The sequence below is a fragment of the Aliiroseovarius sp. B-4 genome, assembly GCF_056857795.1.
On record NZ_JBSXNV010000041.1, the window covers coordinates 322838 to 341625 of the forward strand.

Here is an 18788-nt window from a genome sequence, read left to right on the forward strand (position 1 = left end):
GGAACCGGTCACTCTGACGCTGGCATTCGCTGTTCGACGATCTCGACCCACCATGAACATCCCTGCGGTATGATCTCGTCATTGAAATTGTACTCGGGGTGGTGAACCATCGCCGTGTCGCCGTTGCCCACAAGGATATAGGCCCCCGGTCGTTCTTCCAGCATATAGGCGAAATCCTCGCCACCCATGATCAGCGGGGCTTCCTCGCACGTCCCGGCAACCGCCTTCGCCGCGCGGGCGGCATGGTCGGTTTCCTCCACGTGATTCACCATGACCGGATAGTTTCGTTCATAGCGCACCGTGACAGAGCCGCCAAAGGCCGCCGCGATCCCGTTGCAGATCGCGCTGACCCGTTTTTCGGCCAGATCGCGCAATTCCTGCGCAAGTGTTCGCACCGTTCCCAGAAGATGAACCTCCTGCGGTATCACGTTGAAAGTTTTGGAACTTGTTTCAACAGACGTGATCGACACAACCATCTGCTCGGTCGGATCAGCATTGCGCGATGCGATTGTCTGCAAGGCTTGAACGGCCTGAGACGCCATCACAACCGGGTCAATTGTGTCATGCGGTTTGGCGGCATGTCCACCACGCCCTTCGAACCGAATATCCAAGAGGTCGGTCGCCGCAAAGAACGGTCCGGGACGGATCGCAAATGTCCCCTGATCACGTCCCGGCCAGTTGTGCATTCCGTAAACTTCCTGAATGCCGAACCGCTCCATCAACCCGTCTTCGCACATGACGCGCCCGCCCCCGCCCCCTTCTTCGGCGGGTTGGAAGATCACGATGCAGGTGCCATCGAATTTCCGGGTCTCGGCCAGATATTGCGCAGCGCCCAACAGCATCGCGGTGTGCCCATCATGGCCGCAGGCGTGCATCTTGCCCGGTTTGGTCGAGGCGTAATCCAACCCCGTCGCCTCTTCGATCGGCAGCGCGTCCATATCGGCACGCAGCCCGATAACGCGGCCAGAAGAATCAGATCGCCCCTTGATGACACCGACAACGCCTGTGCGTCCGATACCTTCGACCACCTCGTCGCAACCGAAAGCGCGCAGCTTGTTGGCCACGATGCCTGCCGTACGGTGCGTGTCGAACATCAGCTCTGGATGCGCGTGAAAATCGCGCCGCCACGCGGTGATTTCGTCCTTCAACTCGTGAAATCGGTTTCTGATCGGCACGGAAGGACCTTTCTGCTTGGCTTTCGGTTTGAATTTCGGCGGTCCAAAAAGAATCCCCGCCGCGTTTGTGACAATGCGCGGGTTGCTCGTCCGGTTCAACCGTTCAGCAAGAACGCCAGAGAAATTTGCAGCGGTTCCACCTGTGTTGACGTGACTTTGACAAACGACACAGCTAAGGCTTTACGCAAAGGAAGGCAGTGCGGTATTCCAGCACCCGATGCCATGAGTTGATGGTTTGAACAATACCGGGGCCACGCCGATCATGAGGGGGATGCAAGACTGATGGGCGACCGACGATCTGTTTGGGGAATAGCTGCGGGGATTATCATATCGCTGTTGCCTGTCACGTCCTTGGCCGAGCGCAGCGCATCCGGGCATCTGAACATCCTCTATTGGCAGGCGCCAACGATCCTGAACCCCTATCTGTCCAGCGGTCCGAAAGATATCGAGCCTGCTTCATTGGTGCTGGAACCGCTGGCCCGCTATGACGAGACGGGCACTCTGGTTCCTTGGTTGGCAGCCGACATTCCAACCCGTGCCAATGGTGGTGTCACGGATGACCTGACCACCATCACATGGACATTGCGCCCTGATCTGACCTGGTCAGACGGGACAAACTTTACCGCGCATGATGTTGTTTTCACGGCAAATTACTGCATGACGCCGGACGGTGGCTGTCAGCAGGTCGGAAAGTTCTCGGATGTTACAACGGTCGAGGCATTGGATGACCTGACCGTCCGTCTGACATTCGCTGCGCCCAAGCCCTTTCCCTATGGCCCGCTGGTCGGGGTCGAAACGCCGATTCTGCAAAAAGCGCAGTTTCAGGCCTGCTTGGGTGCGGCGGCGCAAAGCTGCACCGCCCAGAACGCCGCCCCCATCGGCACCGGCCCGTTTCGGGTGGTCGAGTTTCGCGCAGGCGATGTCGTCACATTCGAGGCCAATCCCCATTATCGTGACCCGGATAAACCAGGCTTTGCAACTGTGACCATCAAGGGCGGCGGCGACGCGATCAGTGCAGCCCGGGCCGTGCTGGAAACCGGCGAAGTGGATTATGCGTGGAACCTTCAGGTGGACCCGGCCATTCTGGACAAAATGGCCGATGGCGGCAAAGGGCAGATCATCCGATCCTTTGGTACGCCGGTCGAACGGTTGATGATCAACCGCACCGACCCATCGCCATCACTGGGCAAGCGGCGCTCGACCCGCGCAGGTGGACCACATCCGTTTCTGACCGACCCCGCCGTTCTGGCCGCGATGTCCGCCGCCATTGACCGCGCTGTGGTCGCCGAACTGGGATATGGCGCCGCGGGCAGGCCGACTTGTGACATCCTGCCCGCCCCCGCGATTTACGCCTCATCCGCCAATGATGCTTGCTTGACGCAGAATCTGGACCGCGCGCGCCAACTGCTGGACGATGCGGGCTGGGTGGACAGCGACGGCGACGGGGTGCGCGAAAAGGACGGGGTGCGCCTGTCAGTGCTGTTCCAGACCTCGACCAACCCCGTGCGGCAGGACACACAGGCACTTCTGAAGTCATGGTGGTCCGAGATCGGGATCGAAACCGAATTGCGCCAGATCGATCCTTCGGTATTTTTCGGCGGCGACCCAGGCAGCCCGGACACGTTCCAGAAATTCTATGCCGATATCCAGATGTTCACCAATTTCTTCCCCGGCACCGATCCCGAAGCCTATCTGAACAACTGGACCTGCAACAGCATCCCCGAGCCGGCCAATAACTGGTTGGGTTTCAACATCCCGCGCTATTGTGACGCCGACTATGACGCACTGGCCGCCAAGCTGGCGCAGACCTCGGTCCTTGAGGATCGGGCGGGGATCGCGCGGCGCATGAATGACATGTTGATGCAAGCGGGTGCTCTGATCCCCTTGGTGCATCGTGGCGATGTGTCTGCGCGATCCAACACGCTTATGGGCGTCAGGATGAACTCATGGGACAGCGAGCTTTGGAACATCGCGGACTGGACCCGCGCCAGGTAAGCCCGCTAGACTGACCGCAAGGCGCGTCAACCCTGACGGGCAATCCCAAAGACCGCAGGTCGTCCCATGTTCACCTATACGCTGCGGCGGCTTGCCTTTTCCATTCCTGTATTGCTGGCAATCAGCCTTGTGATTTTCTTGTTGATCGACCTTGCACCAAATGATCCAACCGCCAATCTGCCCCTGACCATTCCGCCAGAAATACGCGGGCAAATCCGCACCGGTCTTGGTTTGGACGCCCCAATCTACGTCCGCTATCTTCTGTGGTGCAAACAGTTTTTCATCAACGAGCCGCTGAACCTGCTGGACTGGATGACCGGCAGTCAGAGCGACCGATTGCGTCTGCAAAGCTGGTCGGCCCACGCCCCGGTTGTCGATCTGATCGGCGACCGCCTGCCCCAGACCCTGTGGGTGGTCGGACTGTCGCTGGTGATCGGCGTGATGATCGCGTTGCCCTTGGGGGTCCTGTCGGCGCGCGACCAATATGGCTGGGTGGATCAGCTTGGCACGCTCATCGCGATGATCGGCTTTTCGGTGCCCAGCTTCTTTCTGGGCGTTCTGATGATCCTCGTCTTCTCGGTCAAGCTGGAGTGGTTTCCGTCGATTTATGACACCACACACCGGATCACGGATTGGCACAGCTTTGGCGTCCAGTTTCGTCAGATGGTCATGCCTGTCACCGTGCTGGCCCTGTTCAACGCCGCCCAATTCAGCCGTTATCTGCGCGCCTCGATGCTGGAAACCTTGCATCAGGATTTCGTGCGCACCGCCCGCGCCAAGGGTATGACCGAGGCTCGTGTCCTGCTGGGCCACGCGTTGCGCAACGCGATGATCCCGGTTATCACCGTTATTTCACTGGCCATTCCGCAGGTCTTCGCGGGCGCCATCGTGACCGAGCAAGTTTTCCGCGTGAACGGCTTGGGGCAGTTGCTGATTTCGGGCATTCAAAGCGGTGACGTGCCGCTGGTGCAAACGCTGACCTTTCTGTTCGCCGTCCTGATCGTGATGTTCAACCTGCTAGCCGATATCGTCTATGGCCTGCTGGATCCAAGGATAAGGTATGACTGAGCAAGAGGTCGTATCCGTCCCACCCCCCATTCGGCGCGCGACCCTTTGGCGTCGTTTCTGCACCCATCCCGGCGCGGTCATCGGGGCTGTGATCCTGGCCTTGATTGCGTTGGCGGTGGTGATCGGTCCGCTGATCTGGCAGCTTGACCCCGCGCAAATTGACATCCGCGCCAAGAACCAAGGTCCCAGCCTGGCCCATCCGCTGGGCACGGATCAACTGGGGCGTGATCTTCTGGCCGCGCTGCTGTCCGGGGGCCGGGTGTCGTTGCTGGTCGGCCTGGTGGCGATCGCGCTGGCCGTAAGTCTGGGCACATTGATCGGCGTGGCGGCGGGCGTGTTTCGCCACTGGGACGCACCGTTAATGCGCTTGACCGACCTGTTTCTGTCCTTGCCGCTTTTGCCGCTTTTGCTTGTGGCGATCATGCTGTGGCGCGACAGCCTGCGCGCGCAGTTCGGCCCTGAGATTGGCATGTTCCTTCTGATCGTCTGCGCCATCGGGCTGACCGGTTGGATGCAGACAGCCCGGATCGTCCGAGGCGAGGTGCTGGCCCTGCGCGAGCGTGAATTCATCATGGCGGCCACCGCCCTTGGCACGCGCCCTTTCGCGATGATCCGACGCCACATCCTGCCAAACATCCTTGGCCCGATCGTTGTATCGGCCACGCTGGGGGTGGGCCACGCGATCCTGACCGAAAGCGCGCTGAGCTTTCTGGGTCTGGGGTTTCCGTCGGACGTGCCCAGTTGGGGGCGTATGCTGTTTGATGGCACGAATTACATGACTCTGACGCCTGCACGGGTGGTCTGGCCGGGGCTGGCCATTTCGCTGACGGTGCTAAGTGTGAACTATATCGGCGATGGTCTGCGCGACGCGCTGGACCCGCGTCGGCAGCGGCGCGCTGCGCGGTAAAAAAGAACGTTCCTGCGGGATAATTCACCCGTGAAGCAACACCGGTTTGATGGATGCGCACCCCGACACAACATATTCGCAACCCACGCGCCCGAATGGGAAATTGTTCCACAGCCAGTCCCTCCTTGCGTCCTGCATACCCTTGTCAGCGCCAAAATCTCTCGTCAGATGGAACATATTCCCAAATGCGGAGACATGAAGATGTTTGAGACCCTTGGCTTTGAAACCCTGACCCCACGCACGGCCTCGATCCTGTTCGGATTGGGATTGGGCGCGGCTTTTGGTGTGCTGGCGGAAATCACGCGCTTCTGTTTGCGGCGCGGTCTGATCGGGGGCGGACAAGACAACCGGTCAGCCCTTGCGATCTGGGTGACGGCCTTGGCCATCGCGGTTCTGGGTACGCAAGCGGTTGTGCAGGCCGGATGGATCGATTTCTCGGCTCATCGCTTCTACGCCGCTGACCTGCCCTATTTGTCAATCATCGTCGGCGGATTGCTATTTGGCGTTGGCATGGTGATGACTCGAGGCTGCCTGTCTCGGATGGCCGTTCTGGGCGCATCGGGCAATCTGCGTGCACTGGTCGTGCTGTTTGTGGCAGCCCTTGCTGCGCTGGCAACCCTGAAAGGTCTTCTGGCCCCAGCCCGCGTGGCGCTTGAGGCCATGGCGATCCCGGCCCCTACGCTACCGGTTTGGACCGCGATCCTGCCGCTGCTTCTTGCAGGTTTTCTTATCCAAAACGCCCGTCCGCGCGCCGGTGTTCTGCTGTTGGCGGCCTTGCTGGGTGCTCTGATCCCACTGGGCTGGGTGGGCACAGGTCTGGTGTTGCAGGACGAATTCGATCCGATCACCTTCGAAAGCCTGTCGTTTACGGCACCGCTTGCGGATACACTGTTCTGGACCGGCGCATCTTCGGCGATTGGTGCCAATTTCGGCACCGGGCTGATCGGAGGCGTCGTTCTGGGCGCATTGGTCTCTGCCGTGATCGCAGGACGGTTCCGATGGCAAGGCTTTGAGGGGCCGGGCCAGATGGGCCGTTACCTGACCGGGAGCGCGCTGATGGGTTTTGGTGGCGTTCTGGCCGGAGGCTGCACGGTTGGCGCTGGGATTTCGGGCGTAGCGACGTTGTCCGTGGCGGCCGTTCTGGCGTTGGTCACGATTTCGGCCAGCGCCTGGGCCGCAGGGCGCGTGGATGCGCGCCTTACTTCCCGATCGAATGCCGGATCCGACGCACACCCAGCCACACAAGCCCAACCACAGGCAGTGTAAGCACCGCAGTGAGCATTCCTTTCGAGACGCCCAGCATCTCGGTCAACGGATAGGCCAGATAGCCCGCCAGCGAGACGGCGTAATAGCTGATCGCCACAACCGACAGCCCTTCGACCGTTTCCTGCAACCGAAGCTGCATGTCCGCGCGGCGATCCATACTGGCCAGCAAGGCCTGATTTTGCTCGGACCGCTGAACATCGACACGGGTTCGCAGCAAATCCCCGGCCCGCATGGCCCTTTGCGCCATGCTGCCCAACTGCCGTTCGGCACTTTTAATCGTCCGCATTGCAGGGTCATAGCGGCGCATCATGAACTCGCTCATGGTCTGCCGCCCCAAGAACCGTTCTTCACGCAGCGCCTGAATGCGTTGGTTTACCAGCGCCTCATAGGCCGTCGTCGCGCTCAGCCGGAACGAGGTCGCGGCGGTCAAATCCTCAAGCTCGGAAGATATCTGCAATAGCTCGTCCAGCGTCGCCTCGGGCGCTTCGGCATCGCGCGACATGGCGCCAACCAGCTTGGTCAGCTCCCCATCCAGATACCCCAGTTTGGCCTGCAAATGGCGCGCCTGCGGCAATCCCAGCATTGACAAGGATTTATAGGTCTCGATCTCGCACAGACGCTGCACGATCCGACCGATGCGCCGTGGGCCTGCGTCGTTGCCGATAAATGCCGCGAAGCGCATATGTCCCGCCGCGTCGATGCGAAAATCCCCCGCCACGACAGCGGCGCGGTCCAGCACCCAGGTCGCGGCGACGCTTTCGGCGACGAACCAGTTGTTGATCGCCTCGTTCATCTCGGCCTCGGTCAGGGGCATTCTGTCGATCCGAATATGGGCTGAAGTCACGCGCTTGCCCGGTGCATTTTGCAGCCAATCAGTGGGGAAAACATCAAAGGCCGCCGGATCAAAGGCCCGCGACGCGACCCCATCTGCGAAGACCGTATAGGTCACGATTTCCGTGTGTTGTTCCCACTTCAACTGATACCGCCCGATGGTGCCGAAATAATGGTTCGCATCCGGGCTGGGATGCGGCGCTCCGAAGCGGTCCAGCAGGTCGATCAGATGCGCGCGATCCGCATCCCGATTGCGACTGGCCGCATGTTCCGGCCGCTTTACGGCAAGGTAGACAGCCGTAACAGGGGCCGAGAGTGCCGGAGACGGGCGCGCATGTAGCTCGTTCGCCAATTCATAGCGATGTGGATAATCTTCCAATGCAAACATATGGCCGTGCTCCTCTCGCGACAGAGGTAGCAGAGCCGACAACCCATGCAAACCCTTAACAACAAGGGGTTTTCATCAAAGTTCGTATGCCGCGGAATACAGCCATGCTAGTTGCCTGATAAAAGCGACGCCACCAGCCGCGTGAAGTCTTCACCGCGTTTCTCGAAGTCCGGGTATTGGTCGAAGCTGGCGGCGGCGGGAGCCAGAAGAACTGTGTCACCGGATTGAGCGTCTTCGGCTGCGCGGGCCACAGCTTGCCCCATCGTTTCGCAAATTTCATGCGGCACGTCGCCAAGCCGTAAGGCAAATTCCCGCGCCGAATGGCCAATCAGATAGGCTTTGGTGACACCCGACAGATCATCGGCAGTCAGGCTTTCGATCCCGCCATCCTTGCCCAGTCCGCCTGCGATCCAGCGGATGTTCTTGAATGCGGACAAGGCCGCGCGGGCGCTGTCCACATTGGTGGCCTTGCTGTCATTGACGAAGGCCACGCCATCCCTTTCACCTACCAGTTGCGAGCGATGCGGCAGGCCTTTGAAAGCATGAAACGCGGTCTCAATCTGCTTCGGGGCCAGCCCCAGCGTGCGACAGACCGCATATGCGGCGCAGGCGTTCTGGTGGTTATGCGTGCCGGGCAATCCCTTGATCTTGCGCAGATCAATTGATCCCACCTGCCGCCCCTTTCGGTATTCCGACAAGAACCCCTTGCGTGCAAAGACCTGCCAGCCCGGCCCCGACAGCTTGCGATCGACCGAGATGCGGATCACCCGGTCATCCGATGGCCCCTCGGACAATTGCCCGGCCAGATAGACACCTTCGGCCTCGTCCACGCCGATCACCGCGCGATCCGGGCCGCCTTCGGCAAACAGGCGCCGTTTGGCCGCGAAATAGCCGCCCATACCGCCGTGCCGGTCCAGATGATCGCGCGACAGGTTGGTGAACACCGCCACATCCGGGGTCAGCGCGCGCGCGAGATCGGTCTGATAGCTGGACAGTTCCAGCACCACGACTTCGCCATCATGGGCACGGTCGATATCCAGCACGCCACGCCCGATATTGCCGGCAAGTTGCGTCGGACGCCCGGACTGTTGCAGAACGTGATGGATCAGCGCCGAGGTGGTGGATTTCCCGTTCGATCCGGTGATCGCGACGACCTTCGGGCTGACATCGAAACTGTCCCAGTCCTCGTCGGCGAAGCTGCGAAAGAACAAACCGATATCGTTGTCGACCGGCACGCCCGCCTCCATCGCGGCGGCGATGATCTTGTTGGGTTCGGGATAGAGATGTGGAATGCCGGGGCTGACGATCAGGGCCGCCACATCCTGCCACGCACTCGGTTTGGACAGATCGTGCAGGATCAAGGCCTGGCCCTCGGCGCGGTCGCGTGCCTCGGCGCTGTCGTCCCAGCACAGGGCGTCCGCCCCGCCTGCTTCCAACGCATGGGCGGCTGCAAGGCCGGACCGCCCCAGCCCCAGAACCGCAACCTTCTGCCCTTCATAGCCTTTGACCGGGATCATCCGCGCCTCCTGCCTTCGTTTCATTATGGCTAGACCACGACGGGCGGAAACAAAAGCCCTCGTCTGATGTCGCGGATCGGGAAAGGGGCGCTGCCCCTCGGCCCGCTTTGCAAGCGCGCCTCACCCCGGGATATTTCAGGCCAGAAGAAGCCGCGATCAGACCGGTTCCAGGGCTGTGCGACTTGCGTGGCGGCGGTTAGCGAACTTTCAGTGTCGCCAGCCCGATCAGCGCAAGGATCAGCGAGATGATCCAGAAGCGGATCACGATCTGCGGCTCTTTCCAGCCCAGATGTTCGAAATGGTGGTGGATCGGGGCCATCAGGAATACCCGGCGCCCGGTGCGTTTGTAATAAAGCACCTGAATGATGACCGACAGCGCTTCGATCACGAACAAGCCGCCGACGATGGCCAGCACAATTTCGTGCTTGGTGGCAACCGCGATGGCGCCCAAAGCGCCGCCCAGGGCCAGCGATCCGGTGTCGCCCATGAACACGGCAGCAGGCGGAGCGTTATACCACAGGAAGCCCAACCCCCCGCCAATCAGCGCGGAGGTGAAGATGAACAGCTCGCCCGTGCCGGGGACGTAATGCACATCCAGGTATTCGGTGAAGTCAACGCGACCGACCGCATAGGCAATGACGCCCAGCGTGCCCGCCGCGATCATCACTGGCATGATTGCCAGCCCGTCCAGACCATCGGTCAGGTTTACCGCGTTGGCCGCGCCCACGATTACGATCATCACGAAGGGGATGAAGAATATCCCCAAGTTCACAAGGGTATCTTTGAAAAACGGAAGGGCCAGCTTGAATTGCAGCCCCTCGGGGTGGGTTATCGATGCCAGATAGCCCGCAATTGCCGCGATCAGAAGGCCCAGCGCCATACGCAACTTGCCCGACACCCCGGTCGTTGTGGCTTTCGATACCTTGGCGTAGTCATCCGCAAAACCAATCAATCCAAAGCCATAGGTGACAAACAGCGTGATCCAGATATAAGGGTTGTCCAGCCGCGCCCACATCAATGTGGACACGAGAAGCGCCGACAGGATCAGCAGCCCGCCCATCGTCGGCGTCCCTTGTTTTTCCTTGTGGCTTTCAGGGCCATCTTCGCGGATGGGTTGCCCCTGGCCTTGCTTGCGGCGCAGGATATTGATCAGCGGCTGGCCAAAAATGAACCCGAAGATCAGGGCTGTGAAGAAGGCCCCGCCGGATCGGAAGGTGATATAGCGAAACAGGTTGAAAGCATCGCCGCCGTCCGAAAACTCGGTCAACCAATACAACATATAGCGGTCCCTTTTCTGGAATTAACGAAGCGATTGACCCATTTTGCGGATCGCGTCAACAGTTTGAGACACCAAAGAGCCTTTCGATCCTTTCACCAGCACAACATCACCCGCGTCGATCAACCGGCGCACCTGTGTTGACATCTCGGCGGCGGTGTCGACCCAAAGCCCCTGCTGATCACCGTCCAGCCGCGCCCAAAGCGCCCGCATCCGCGGTCCCACGCAATGCACCTGATCGATGGCCGACATAAAGGGCAGATCGGCCAGGTCTGCGTGCAAGGCAACCTCGTCCGGGCCGAGTTCCAGCATGTCGCCCAGAATGGCGATCCGGCGGCCTTTCTGGATGCGCCCCACGCCATCTAGGGGTTGCATCGCGCCCAACACCTCCAGTGCCGCTGCCATCGAAGTGGGGTTGGCGTTGAACGCGTCGTCGATCAGCGTCACGGTCAGCCCCTCTGGGGCATCCAGCGTGATCTCTTCCCGCGTGCCGCGCCCAGTGGGGGGCTGCCATTGGATCATCGCCCGCGCTGCCAGCGTCGTGTCTGCCCTTAAAGCCCGCGCCGCGACGAGCGCGCCCAGCGCATTCATCGCGAAATGCCGCCCGGGTGAGGCGATTTTGAACACCTGCTCCTCGCCCGCGATCAACGCTTTGCAAATCGTGGCGTCCGGGGTCAGCGAGACATGGGTCAGCCGGTGGTCGTTCGCCGCGCCCTCGCCGAAACTCTCGGTCTGAAATCCCTTTGCGGCCTTTGCCAGAACCGGCGTGGTATCGAGATCGCCGTTTATGACAGCGATACCGCCCGGCTCCAACCCCTCGAAGATCGCGCCTTTTTCGCGCGCGATGCCGGGCAGGTCGTCGAAGGCTTCAAGATGGGCTGCGGCAACGGTTGTGACCATGGCCACATGGGGCCGTGTCAAGCGCGACAACGGGCCGATTTCGCCGGGGTGGTTCATGCCGATTTCAATCACCGCGAACTCGGTATCCTTGGGCATCCGCGCCAAGGTCAACGGCACACCCCAATGGTTGTTATAGCTTGCTTCGGCAGCATGAGTGCGACCCTGTGCGGACAAGACCGCACGCAGCATTTCCTTGGTCGAGGTCTTGCCAACCGATCCAGTCACCGCCACCACGCGCGCATCTGTTCGTGCGCGACCGGCACGGCCCAGCGCCACCAACGCGGCCAGCACGTCGTGGACGATCAACAAGGGCGCGTCTGGGGCAACACCATCGGAGATGCGGCTGATCATGGCTGCGCCTGCGCCTTTTTCCAGGGCCTGCGCCACGAAGTCATGCCCGTCACGCACGTCTTTCAGCGCAACGAACAGGTCGCCCGGTTGAAGGGTGCGCGTGTCAATCGACACGCCATCGACCAACCAGTTTCCCCGCGCCTTCCCGCCTGTCGCATTCGCGGCATCTTCCGCACGCCACAGGGTCATGCCATGTGCCCGTCAAGCGCAGCCACCGCGACCGAGGCCTGTTCGGCATCGTCAAACGGCAACACGTCATCACCAATCGTCTGGCCGGTCTCATGCCCTTTGCCCGCAATCAACAGCGCATCACCGGGGCCAAGCGCATCGACACCGCGCAGGATTGCTTCGGCCCGGTCGCCGACATTCACGGCCTCGGGGCAGCCCCCCATCACCATGGCGCGGATCGCGGAGGGGTCTTCGCTGCGGGGATTGTCATCGGTCACGAACACCACATCGGCGTTTTCTGCCGCTGCCTGCCCCATCAAGACGCGTTTCGAGGTGTCGCGGTCGCCGCCCGCTCCGAACACCACCACCAGCCGTCCCAACACATGCGGGCGCATGGCGCGCAGTGCGGTTTTCAGGGCATCGGGCGTGTGGGCGTAATCCACGAACACGGCGGCACCATTGTCACGAGTGGCAGCCAATTGCATCCGCCCGCGCACGGTTTCCAGTTCGCTGAGCGTGTCGAACACATGGGTGGGCTCGGCCCCGCAACCGATGGCCAGCCCGGCGGCAGCCAGCACGTTTTCCGCCTGAAACCCGCCGATCAGTTTCAACCGCTCCGTGCGGGCCGCGCCGTTCCAGATGAACATCACCTCTTGCCCGGTGGCATCGAATCGGCGCGCCTTGATGCGCAGATCGTTGTCATCGCCCTGCCCCACGCGGATCAGGTGTTGGCCGCGCGCTTCGGCGATGGTGGCAATCTGTTCCCCCTTGGGATCATCCATATTGACCACCGCCGTTCCGCCTTCGGGCAGCACGCGGGCGAATAGTCCAGCCTTTGAGGCAAAGTATTCTTCGAAGGTTTCGTGGTAATCCAGATGGTCTTGTGTGAAATTCGTGAATGCCGCCGCGGTCAGGCGCACCCCATCCAGCCGCCGTTGCGCCAATCCGTGGCTGGACGCCTCCATCGCAGCATGGGTCACGCCTGCGCCAGCCATCTCGGCCAGCACCTTGTGCAGGGTGATTGGCTCGGGCGTGGTGTGGGCCAGCGGGGCGGCAAAGGCGCCCTCGACCCCGGTGGTGCCCAGATTGGCGGCCCTGATCCCCAGCAGGGTCCAGATTTGCCGCGTGAAGTTGGCGACCGAGGTCTTGCCGTTGGTGCCGGTGGCCGCGACCATGTATTCGGGCTGTGCTCCGAACCAAAGTGCAGCAGCATAGGCCAGCGCCATACGCGGGTCTTCGGTGACGACCAGGGCCGCGTCAGAGGCCTCCAGTTCGGCTTTGGCGATCCGCGCGCCTTCCGGATCCGTCAGGATGGCGGCGGCTTTCATGCGCAGGGCATATTGAATGAACTCACCCCCATGGACTTTCGTCCCGGGCAGGGCGGCAAACAGATGTCCGGGCTTAACTTCGCGGCTGTCCACCGACAGGCCGGTGATCTGCGCCTCGATGCCGCCTCGGGCGCTCAGCCCCAGTTCCGCAAGGGATTTGGTCTTTGTTTCAGCGCCCATATGTGTTCTGCCCATCCAGATCAGTTCGAGGTGAGTGTTACCCCAGCTGCCGCAAGGGATTCAACGATGGGTTCCGGTTCAGGCTTCAAACCCAGAAGCGGGGCGATCCTGCGGATGATCTCGGATGCCACCGGCACCGAGGTCCATCCTGCCGTGCGGCGCGGTTTCGGCCCCGACGTTTCAACCGGTTCGTCCAATGTGACCACCAGAACATATTTCGGATTGTCCGCCGGGAACATGCTGGCAAAAGTGTTAATCACCTTGTCGTCATAATAGCCACCTTGTGGGCGCGGTTTGTCGGCGGTGCCGGTCTTGCCTGCCACTTTGTAACCCTGCACTTCCCCGAACGTGGCGGTGCCTTCGGTGACAACCTTGCGCAACATGTCACGCGCCGCTGCGGCAGACGCTGCCGATATGATCCGTGGTCCCCGCGCGATGCGATCTTGTTTCAGCACGGTGGGTTTCACCGCGAACCCGCCATTGGCAATCGCTGCGTAGCCCGCTGCCAAATGCATCGGGGTCGAGGACAACCCGTGCCCATAGGAAATCGTGACCGAGCTGAGCTTGCCCCAGTTCTTCGGCACAAGCGGCTTCGAGCCATGCGCCTCGACAATCTCGAACGGGGTGCGGTCGAACATGCCAAGGGTGCGCAGGAACTCCTGCTGACGCTCCGGGCCGATCTCCAGCGCCATCCGCCCGGTGCCCCGGTTGGAAGATTTTACGATGATGTCCGACACGCTTAGTTTGCCATAGTTCTTGTTTCTGAACTCGCCAATCCGGTAGCCTGCGATCTTCATCGGGATGTCGGTATCGATGATGGTGTTGGCGTTCACCAGCCCTAGGTCCATCGCCTGAATCGCGGTAAAAATCTTGAACGTTGACCCAAGTTCATAGACCCCCTGCACGGCGCGGTTGAACAGCGGGCTGTCGGACTGATCGCCCTTGGTCAGAACACGTGGCCGCTTGTTGGGATCGAAATCGGGCAATGAGACCACGGACACCACTTCGCCCGTATGCACATCCATCAGGATCGCGGCCGCGCCCTTGGCATTCATCAGCTTCATGCCACCATAGAGAACACGCTCAACGGCGCTTTGGATGGTCAGATCAATCGCCAGTTCCAGCGGCTTGTCGCCATTGGCAGGGTCGCGCAGATAGTCGTCGAATTGCTTTTCCACGCCCGCCACACCGATCACCTCGGCGGCGCTGACACCTTCGCGCCCGAAGCTGGCCCCGCCCAACACATGCGCTGCCAGCTTGCCATTGGGATAAAGGCGCATCTCGCGTGGACCGAACAACAGGCCTGGCTCGCCGATATCGAACACAGCCTGCTTCTGTTCAGGGCTAAGTTTTTTCTTGATCCACAGGAACTTACGCGCGCCGGTAAAATCTTTTATCAGACGTTCGCGTTTCAGATCGGGAAATATTTTCACCAGTTCGTCCGCCGCGCGCAACGGATCAACCATCAAGGGCGGCTGGGCATACAGCGCATGGGTCACAAGGTTGGTGGCCAGAATACGACCCTGCCGGTCAACAATATCGGCACGAGCGGTCGCAATCGCAGACCCCGGCGCCTGGGCGCGCGGCTCGCGCGGTTCGGTCGAAGACAGCACCGCCATCCGCCCGCCGACAACCAAAAACGCACACAGAAACAGCCCCGCCAGAACCAAGAGCCGCCCTTCCGAACGCAAACGCGATCGGTCGCGGATTTCTTCATGCCGGTGGCGCAGATTCTCGTGTTCGATTGCATCCGGATTTTCGCCCTTGGCACGGGCGTCAAGAATACGGGCGAGCGGTCGCAGGGGGACACGGGTCATTGTTCGATCTCCCCAAAGACATCGAAGGTTTCGGTGATTTCCGGCAAATCCTCATCGGGATAGACCACCTGGTCGACCCGGCCAAACTGCTCAGGTGCCAGTGGCAACAATCCGAGACGATCATAATTCAGTTCGGCCAGATCACGCAGCCGGTCGGGGCGGTTCAGATAGGCCCATTCAGCGCGCAACACGGCCAATTGTTCCTGCATCTGCCCGATTTCGTGCTGCAACTCTTCGACCCGGTCAAGCGACGCTTGCGTCTTGTAGTTTTCCGAGTAGGCCCAATAGGCCAGCGCCATGACGACCAGGGCGGATGTGATGTAAAGCAAGCTGCGCATTATGATCTATCCTTGAAAACAAGGGGTGGAAGGCCAAGTTTGCGCCGGTCGGACGGACCGGCAGGGGCGTCGGTACGGGTGGCCACGCGCAGGCGTGACGACCGGGCGCGAGGGTTTACGGCGAGCTCGTCTGCATCCGGCGCTATGGCTTTGCGCGGGGTCAGCTTGAAGCGTGGCACTTCTGCGACCTCTTGCGGGGCATAACGTGATCCGCCGCCCCCTTCGGACGCGCGCGCCTGCAAAAACCGCTTCACAACGCGGTCCTCCATCGAATGGAAGGTGACGACCGCCAGCTTGCCACCGGGCTTCAACGCGCGCTCGGCGGCTTCCAAGCCCTCGATCAGTTGCCCGAACTCATCATTCACCGCGATGCGGATCGCCTGAAACGACCTCGTGGCCGGGTGGCTTTGGCCAGGTTTCGAGCGGGGCAGACATTTTTCCACCACGCTGGCCAATTGCAGAGTGGTTTCGAACCGTGCCTCGGTGCGTGCTCTGACAATGGCCCGCGCAATCCGACGCGAGGCGCGTTCTTCGCCGTAATGATACAGGATATCAGCCAGCGCCTCTTCGTCGGCCTGATTGACGATATCGGCGGCAGTGGGGCCGGATTGGCTCATCCGCATGTCCAACGGTCCGTCGCGCATGAAGGAAAACCCGCGATCCGCCAGATCCAGCTGCATCGAGCTGACGCCAAGGTCCAGAACGACGCCGTCCAAGGGGCGGCCCGCCAGTTCGTCCATGTCCGAGAATGTGCCTTCGCGCAGCGCAAGCCTGTCACCATAGTCAGCGGCCCAATCGGCAGCCATGTCAAACACCATCGGATCGCGGTCGATGCCACAAACCCAATCGGCCCCGGCATCCAACAATCCACGGGTATAGCCCCCCGCCCCGAACGTGCCGTCTGCCCAATCGCCAGAAACAGGTGCGACCGCATCTAAAAGCGGCCGCAACAAGACTGGAATGTGGGGACGTTTCTCGGTGGCAGCCGGATCGATCATATCATCCATCCCTGCCTGACGCGGATCCGCTGCTGAGCAAGGTAAGCGGGTCGAAATCCTCGGGCTGGCTGTCCAGCCACGCTTCGGCCTTGGCCATTTCAACGTTTTCGTATGTCTCGGGCTTCCAGATCTGGAACGTGTCGCCGGTGGCGATGAAAAATGCTTCGTTCTCAAGACCGATTTTCGCGCGCAGCTTTGCGGGCAGCACCAGTCGGCCGGTCTCATCGACCGTTGTCGGCAGCGATTGGCCGTTGAACATGCGCTCAAGCGCGCGGCGTTCGACCGAGCCGCGCGGCAGATCAGCGATCTGCCGGTCGACGTCGTCAATCGCTTCGATTGTATAGCATTCAAGGAAATTACGGCGCTTGTCGCCATAGACAATAACAAGATTGGGGTTCAGACCTTCGGTCCAGTCCGGGTCGCCAGCTTCAAGTACACGGCGAAACAGGGCCGGGATCGAAACCCTGCCCTTCGCGTCCACCTTGTGGTGGCTTTCACCTCTGAACCTGCGTGCCACTTGCGCGGCTCCTTCACTGTCCCAGCATCGCTGCGCCCTGAAAATGTAGGGCTGGAATAGAAACGGCGGATTGAGCTGCTGCCACTGCCCAATCCGCCGCCTGTCCCGTTTCCGGGTGTCCAGCTGCGCGCGCCACCTGGGGGGATGTCTGCTCGCGATCGCGCCGGATCTCTTTCGTTACGATGAAGCGGGTGCCTGTATGAAACCTGACTTGGGAGTGTCACGAGGTCTTGCTGCCTCTTATGTCCCGTCCTCATCTTGCATTTAGGGATAGCTTGGGAAATCGTGGGACGCAACAGGTTTTTATGGGAAGAACGGGCCAGATGTTGTTTTCCGAAGGTGCAAAAAACAATATGTAGCGTGTATTCTTGAGCATTTAGCGCGACACCTAGTGATATAATGGATATAAGACCACTAAATCTGGTGCTGCATGCGCAGCATAAAAAAATCCCACAATTTCCCGGAAAATCATTCAAATGATGGCGCTGCCCTGACAAACCAACCACTGCGGGTCCACGCCTGAGTGATAAAGTCGGGGGGTGATCCGCGTTGATTCGGCAGTTTTTCGCCGCTTACCCATGGTTTCCCATGCAGCGCGCGGCGCGCCGGAATCATAACGGCCCATGGTTTCCCACAGGCCGTTCCCGAGAGGTCAAAACGCTTACGCGATCCCGCGCGCCACCAAATCACGGGCCAGCGTGGCATAGGCTTCGGCCACCGGCCCCGCCCCGGCCGCAGCAGGTGTGCCGCTGTCGCCTGCAAGACGCACATCCAGGGACAAGGGGATTTCACCAAGGAACGGCGCGCCCAGTTCGGCGGCTTCGTCGCGGACGCCACCATGGCCAAACAGATGCGCCTCGTGCCCGCAATTGGGGCAGACATAGGTGGACATGTTTTCGACCAGCCCCAGGATTGGAACCTTGACCTTGTCAAACATGTCAATCGCCTTGCGCGCATCCAGAAGCGCCACGTCCTGCGGGGTCGACACGATGATCGCGCCGGTCAACTGCGATTTCTGCGCAAGCGTCAGTTGCACATCGCCCGTTCCCGGTGGCAGGTCGATGATCAGCACATCCAACGGCGCCCAATCGACCTGAAACATCAACTGTTGCAGCGCACCCATCAGCATGGGACCGCGCCAGACCACGGCTTCGCGGTCGGATTTCAGCATCAGGCCGATGGACATCATCTTGACGCCGTGCGCCTCGACCGGGATCAACAACTCGCCATCAGGCGATGATGGACGTTGGTTGGTGCCCATCATGCGCGGCTGGCTTGGTCCCAGAATGTCAGCATCCAGCAGCCCGACCTTGCGGCCCTGACGCGCCAACGCCACGGCAAGGTTCGAACTGAGCGTCGATTTTCCGACCCCCCCCTTACCAGACGCGATGGCGATTATGTTGGCCACGCCCGGCACAGGCAGCGGCCCGGCCTGCGGCTTCGGATGGCCGCCGATCTTCAGATTGGGCGGCTGCGGGGCGGCTTTGGCCGGGCCATGCGCTGTCAGGATAACCGAGACCCGCTCGACCCCATCCAAGGCCGCAACGGCGGTTTCGGCAGCGCGTCGCTGGGCTTCCATACCGGCGGCCTGTTCGGGGGTCGGCGCTTCAATGACGAAACTGACCGCCCCGCCATCAACGCTCAGCGCACGCACCATGTCACGCGATGCCAGATCCCCACCATCCGGCAGAGCAACGGTGGACAAGGTGCCCATGATCTTTTCGCGCATATCCGACATTCGTGCCTCCTTCAGCTTCGCACATTACTT

15 protein-coding genes are annotated in these 18788 nt (G+C 61.0%); 4 read left to right on the forward strand and 11 right to left on the reverse strand.

Annotated elements, in window-relative coordinates:
- Window positions 1-8 precede the first annotated feature (8 nt).
- Window positions 9-1175, reverse strand: a complete 1167-nt coding sequence (locus AC13C8_RS16970) for a M20 aminoacylase family protein (RefSeq protein WP_482848495.1) — start codon at window positions 1173-1175, stop codon at window positions 9-11.
- Window positions 1176-1457: 282 nt separating this feature from the next.
- Here AC13C8_RS16970 and AC13C8_RS16975 point away from each other — a divergent pair, with 282 nt between their 5' ends.
- The 4 genes from AC13C8_RS16975 (at window position 1458) to AC13C8_RS16990 (ending at window position 6411) form a co-directional block, all read left to right on the forward strand.
- Window positions 1458-3170, forward strand: coding sequence for a peptide ABC transporter substrate-binding protein (locus AC13C8_RS16975; protein ID WP_091429393.1), 1713 nt, complete (start codon window positions 1458-1460; stop codon window positions 3168-3170).
- 66 nt (window positions 3171-3236) lie between these two features.
- On the forward strand, window positions 3237-4238 hold the full coding sequence (locus AC13C8_RS16980; RefSeq protein ID WP_482848496.1) for an ABC transporter permease: 1002 nt from the start codon (window positions 3237-3239) through the stop codon (window positions 4236-4238).
- Complete coding sequence (locus tag AC13C8_RS16985; protein ID WP_482848497.1) at window positions 4231-5145, forward strand: ABC transporter permease; 915 nt, start codon at window positions 4231-4233, stop codon at window positions 5143-5145. Before AC13C8_RS16980 ends, AC13C8_RS16985 begins: the two co-directional genes overlap by 8 nt.
- A 201-nt stretch (window positions 5146-5346) precedes the next feature.
- Window positions 5347-6411, forward strand: a complete 1065-nt coding sequence (locus AC13C8_RS16990) for a YeeE/YedE family protein (protein ID WP_482848498.1) — start codon at window positions 5347-5349, stop codon at window positions 6409-6411.
- On the opposite strand, the gene AC13C8_RS16995 is transcribed toward AC13C8_RS16990, so the two are convergent.
- The 10 genes from AC13C8_RS16995 to AC13C8_RS17040 all read right to left on the reverse strand — a co-directional run bounded on the left by AC13C8_RS16995 (window position 6344) and on the right by AC13C8_RS17040 (window position 18758).
- Entirely contained in the window at window positions 6344-7630 is a 1287-nt protein-coding gene (locus tag AC13C8_RS16995; RefSeq protein ID WP_482848499.1) for a DUF3422 family protein, read from the reverse strand. The two genes, AC13C8_RS16990 and AC13C8_RS16995, sit on opposite strands and share 68 nt — an antisense overlap.
- 107 nt (window positions 7631-7737) lie before the next feature.
- On the reverse strand, window positions 7738-9147 hold the full coding sequence (murD, locus tag AC13C8_RS17000) for a UDP-N-acetylmuramoyl-L-alanine--D-glutamate ligase (protein ID WP_482848500.1): 1410 nt from the start codon (window positions 9145-9147) through the stop codon (window positions 7738-7740).
- 196 nt (window positions 9148-9343) lie between these two features.
- Entirely contained in the window at window positions 9344-10426 is a 1083-nt protein-coding gene (gene mraY, locus AC13C8_RS17005) for a phospho-N-acetylmuramoyl-pentapeptide-transferase (protein ID WP_482848501.1), read from the reverse strand.
- Between the two features lie 21 nt (window positions 10427-10447).
- The gene (locus AC13C8_RS17010; protein ID WP_482848502.1) at window positions 10448-11863 is read right to left on the reverse strand and encodes a UDP-N-acetylmuramoyl-tripeptide--D-alanyl-D-alanine ligase; all 1416 of its coding nucleotides are present in this window, start codon (window positions 11861-11863) and stop codon (window positions 10448-10450) included.
- Window positions 11860-13350 (reverse strand): UDP-N-acetylmuramoyl-L-alanyl-D-glutamate--2,6-diaminopimelate ligase, encoded by a 1491-nt coding sequence (locus tag AC13C8_RS17015; RefSeq protein WP_482848503.1) that lies wholly within the window; start codon window positions 13348-13350, stop codon window positions 11860-11862. The genes AC13C8_RS17010 and AC13C8_RS17015 overlap by 4 nt, the downstream gene beginning before the upstream one ends.
- 20 nt (window positions 13351-13370) lie before the next feature.
- Window positions 13371-15167 carry a peptidoglycan D,D-transpeptidase FtsI family protein gene (locus tag AC13C8_RS17020; protein WP_091429377.1) on the reverse strand — a complete coding sequence of 599 codons (1797 nt, stop codon included), beginning with the start codon at window positions 15165-15167 and terminating at the stop codon, window positions 13371-13373.
- Complete coding sequence (gene ftsL, locus AC13C8_RS17025; RefSeq protein ID WP_091429375.1) at window positions 15164-15505, reverse strand: cell division protein FtsL; 342 nt, start codon at window positions 15503-15505, stop codon at window positions 15164-15166. The genes AC13C8_RS17020 and ftsL overlap by 4 nt, the downstream gene beginning before the upstream one ends.
- Window positions 15505-16500 carry a 16S rRNA (cytosine(1402)-N(4))-methyltransferase RsmH gene (gene rsmH, locus AC13C8_RS17030; protein WP_482848641.1) on the reverse strand — a complete coding sequence of 332 codons (996 nt, stop codon included), beginning with the start codon at window positions 16498-16500 and terminating at the stop codon, window positions 15505-15507. Before rsmH ends, ftsL begins: the two co-directional genes overlap by 1 nt.
- Before the next feature lie 4 nt (window positions 16501-16504).
- The gene (gene mraZ, locus AC13C8_RS17035) at window positions 16505-17020 is read right to left on the reverse strand and encodes a division/cell wall cluster transcriptional repressor MraZ (RefSeq protein ID WP_091429371.1); all 516 of its coding nucleotides are present in this window, start codon (window positions 17018-17020) and stop codon (window positions 16505-16507) included.
- Between the two features lie 661 nt (window positions 17021-17681).
- A complete protein-coding gene (locus AC13C8_RS17040) occupies window positions 17682-18758 on the reverse strand; it encodes an Mrp/NBP35 family ATP-binding protein (RefSeq protein ID WP_091429369.1) in 1077 nt (358 codons plus the stop codon).
- Window positions 18759-18788 lie beyond the last annotated feature (30 nt).

What these genes read in the sequence shown, in the direction of transcription:
- AC13C8_RS16975 (WP_091429393.1), top strand. Translation starts at nt 1,458, where the DNA reads ATGGGCGACCGACGATCTGTTTGGGGAATAGCTGCGGGGATTATCATA.
- AC13C8_RS16980 (WP_482848496.1), top strand. Translation starts at nt 3,237, where the DNA reads ATGTTCACCTATACGCTGCGGCGGCTTGCCTTTTCCATTCCTGTATTG.
- AC13C8_RS16985 (WP_482848497.1), top strand. Translation starts at nt 4,231, where the DNA reads ATGACTGAGCAAGAGGTCGTATCCGTCCCACCCCCCATTCGGCGCGCG.
- AC13C8_RS16990 (WP_482848498.1), top strand. Translation starts at nt 5,347, where the DNA reads ATGTTTGAGACCCTTGGCTTTGAAACCCTGACCCCACGCACGGCCTCG.
- AC13C8_RS16995 (WP_482848499.1), bottom strand. Translation starts at nt 7,630, where the DNA reads ATGTTTGCATTGGAAGATTATCCACATCGCTATGAATTGGCGAACGAG.
- murD (WP_482848500.1), bottom strand. Translation starts at nt 9,147, where the DNA reads ATGATCCCGGTCAAAGGCTATGAAGGGCAGAAGGTTGCGGTTCTGGGG.
- mraY (WP_482848501.1), bottom strand. Translation starts at nt 10,426, where the DNA reads ATGTTGTATTGGTTGACCGAGTTTTCGGACGGCGGCGATGCTTTCAAC.
- AC13C8_RS17010 (WP_482848502.1), bottom strand. Translation starts at nt 11,863, where the DNA reads ATGACCCTGTGGCGTGCGGAAGATGCCGCGAATGCGACAGGCGGGAAG.
- AC13C8_RS17015 (WP_482848503.1), bottom strand. Translation starts at nt 13,350, where the DNA reads ATGGGCGCTGAAACAAAGACCAAATCCCTTGCGGAACTGGGGCTGAGC.
- AC13C8_RS17020 (WP_091429377.1), bottom strand. Translation starts at nt 15,167, where the DNA reads ATGACCCGTGTCCCCCTGCGACCGCTCGCCCGTATTCTTGACGCCCGT.
- ftsL (WP_091429375.1), bottom strand. Translation starts at nt 15,505, where the DNA reads ATGCGCAGCTTGCTTTACATCACATCCGCCCTGGTCGTCATGGCGCTG.
- AC13C8_RS17040 (WP_091429369.1), bottom strand. Translation starts at nt 18,758, where the DNA reads ATGTCGGATATGCGCGAAAAGATCATGGGCACCTTGTCCACCGTTGCT.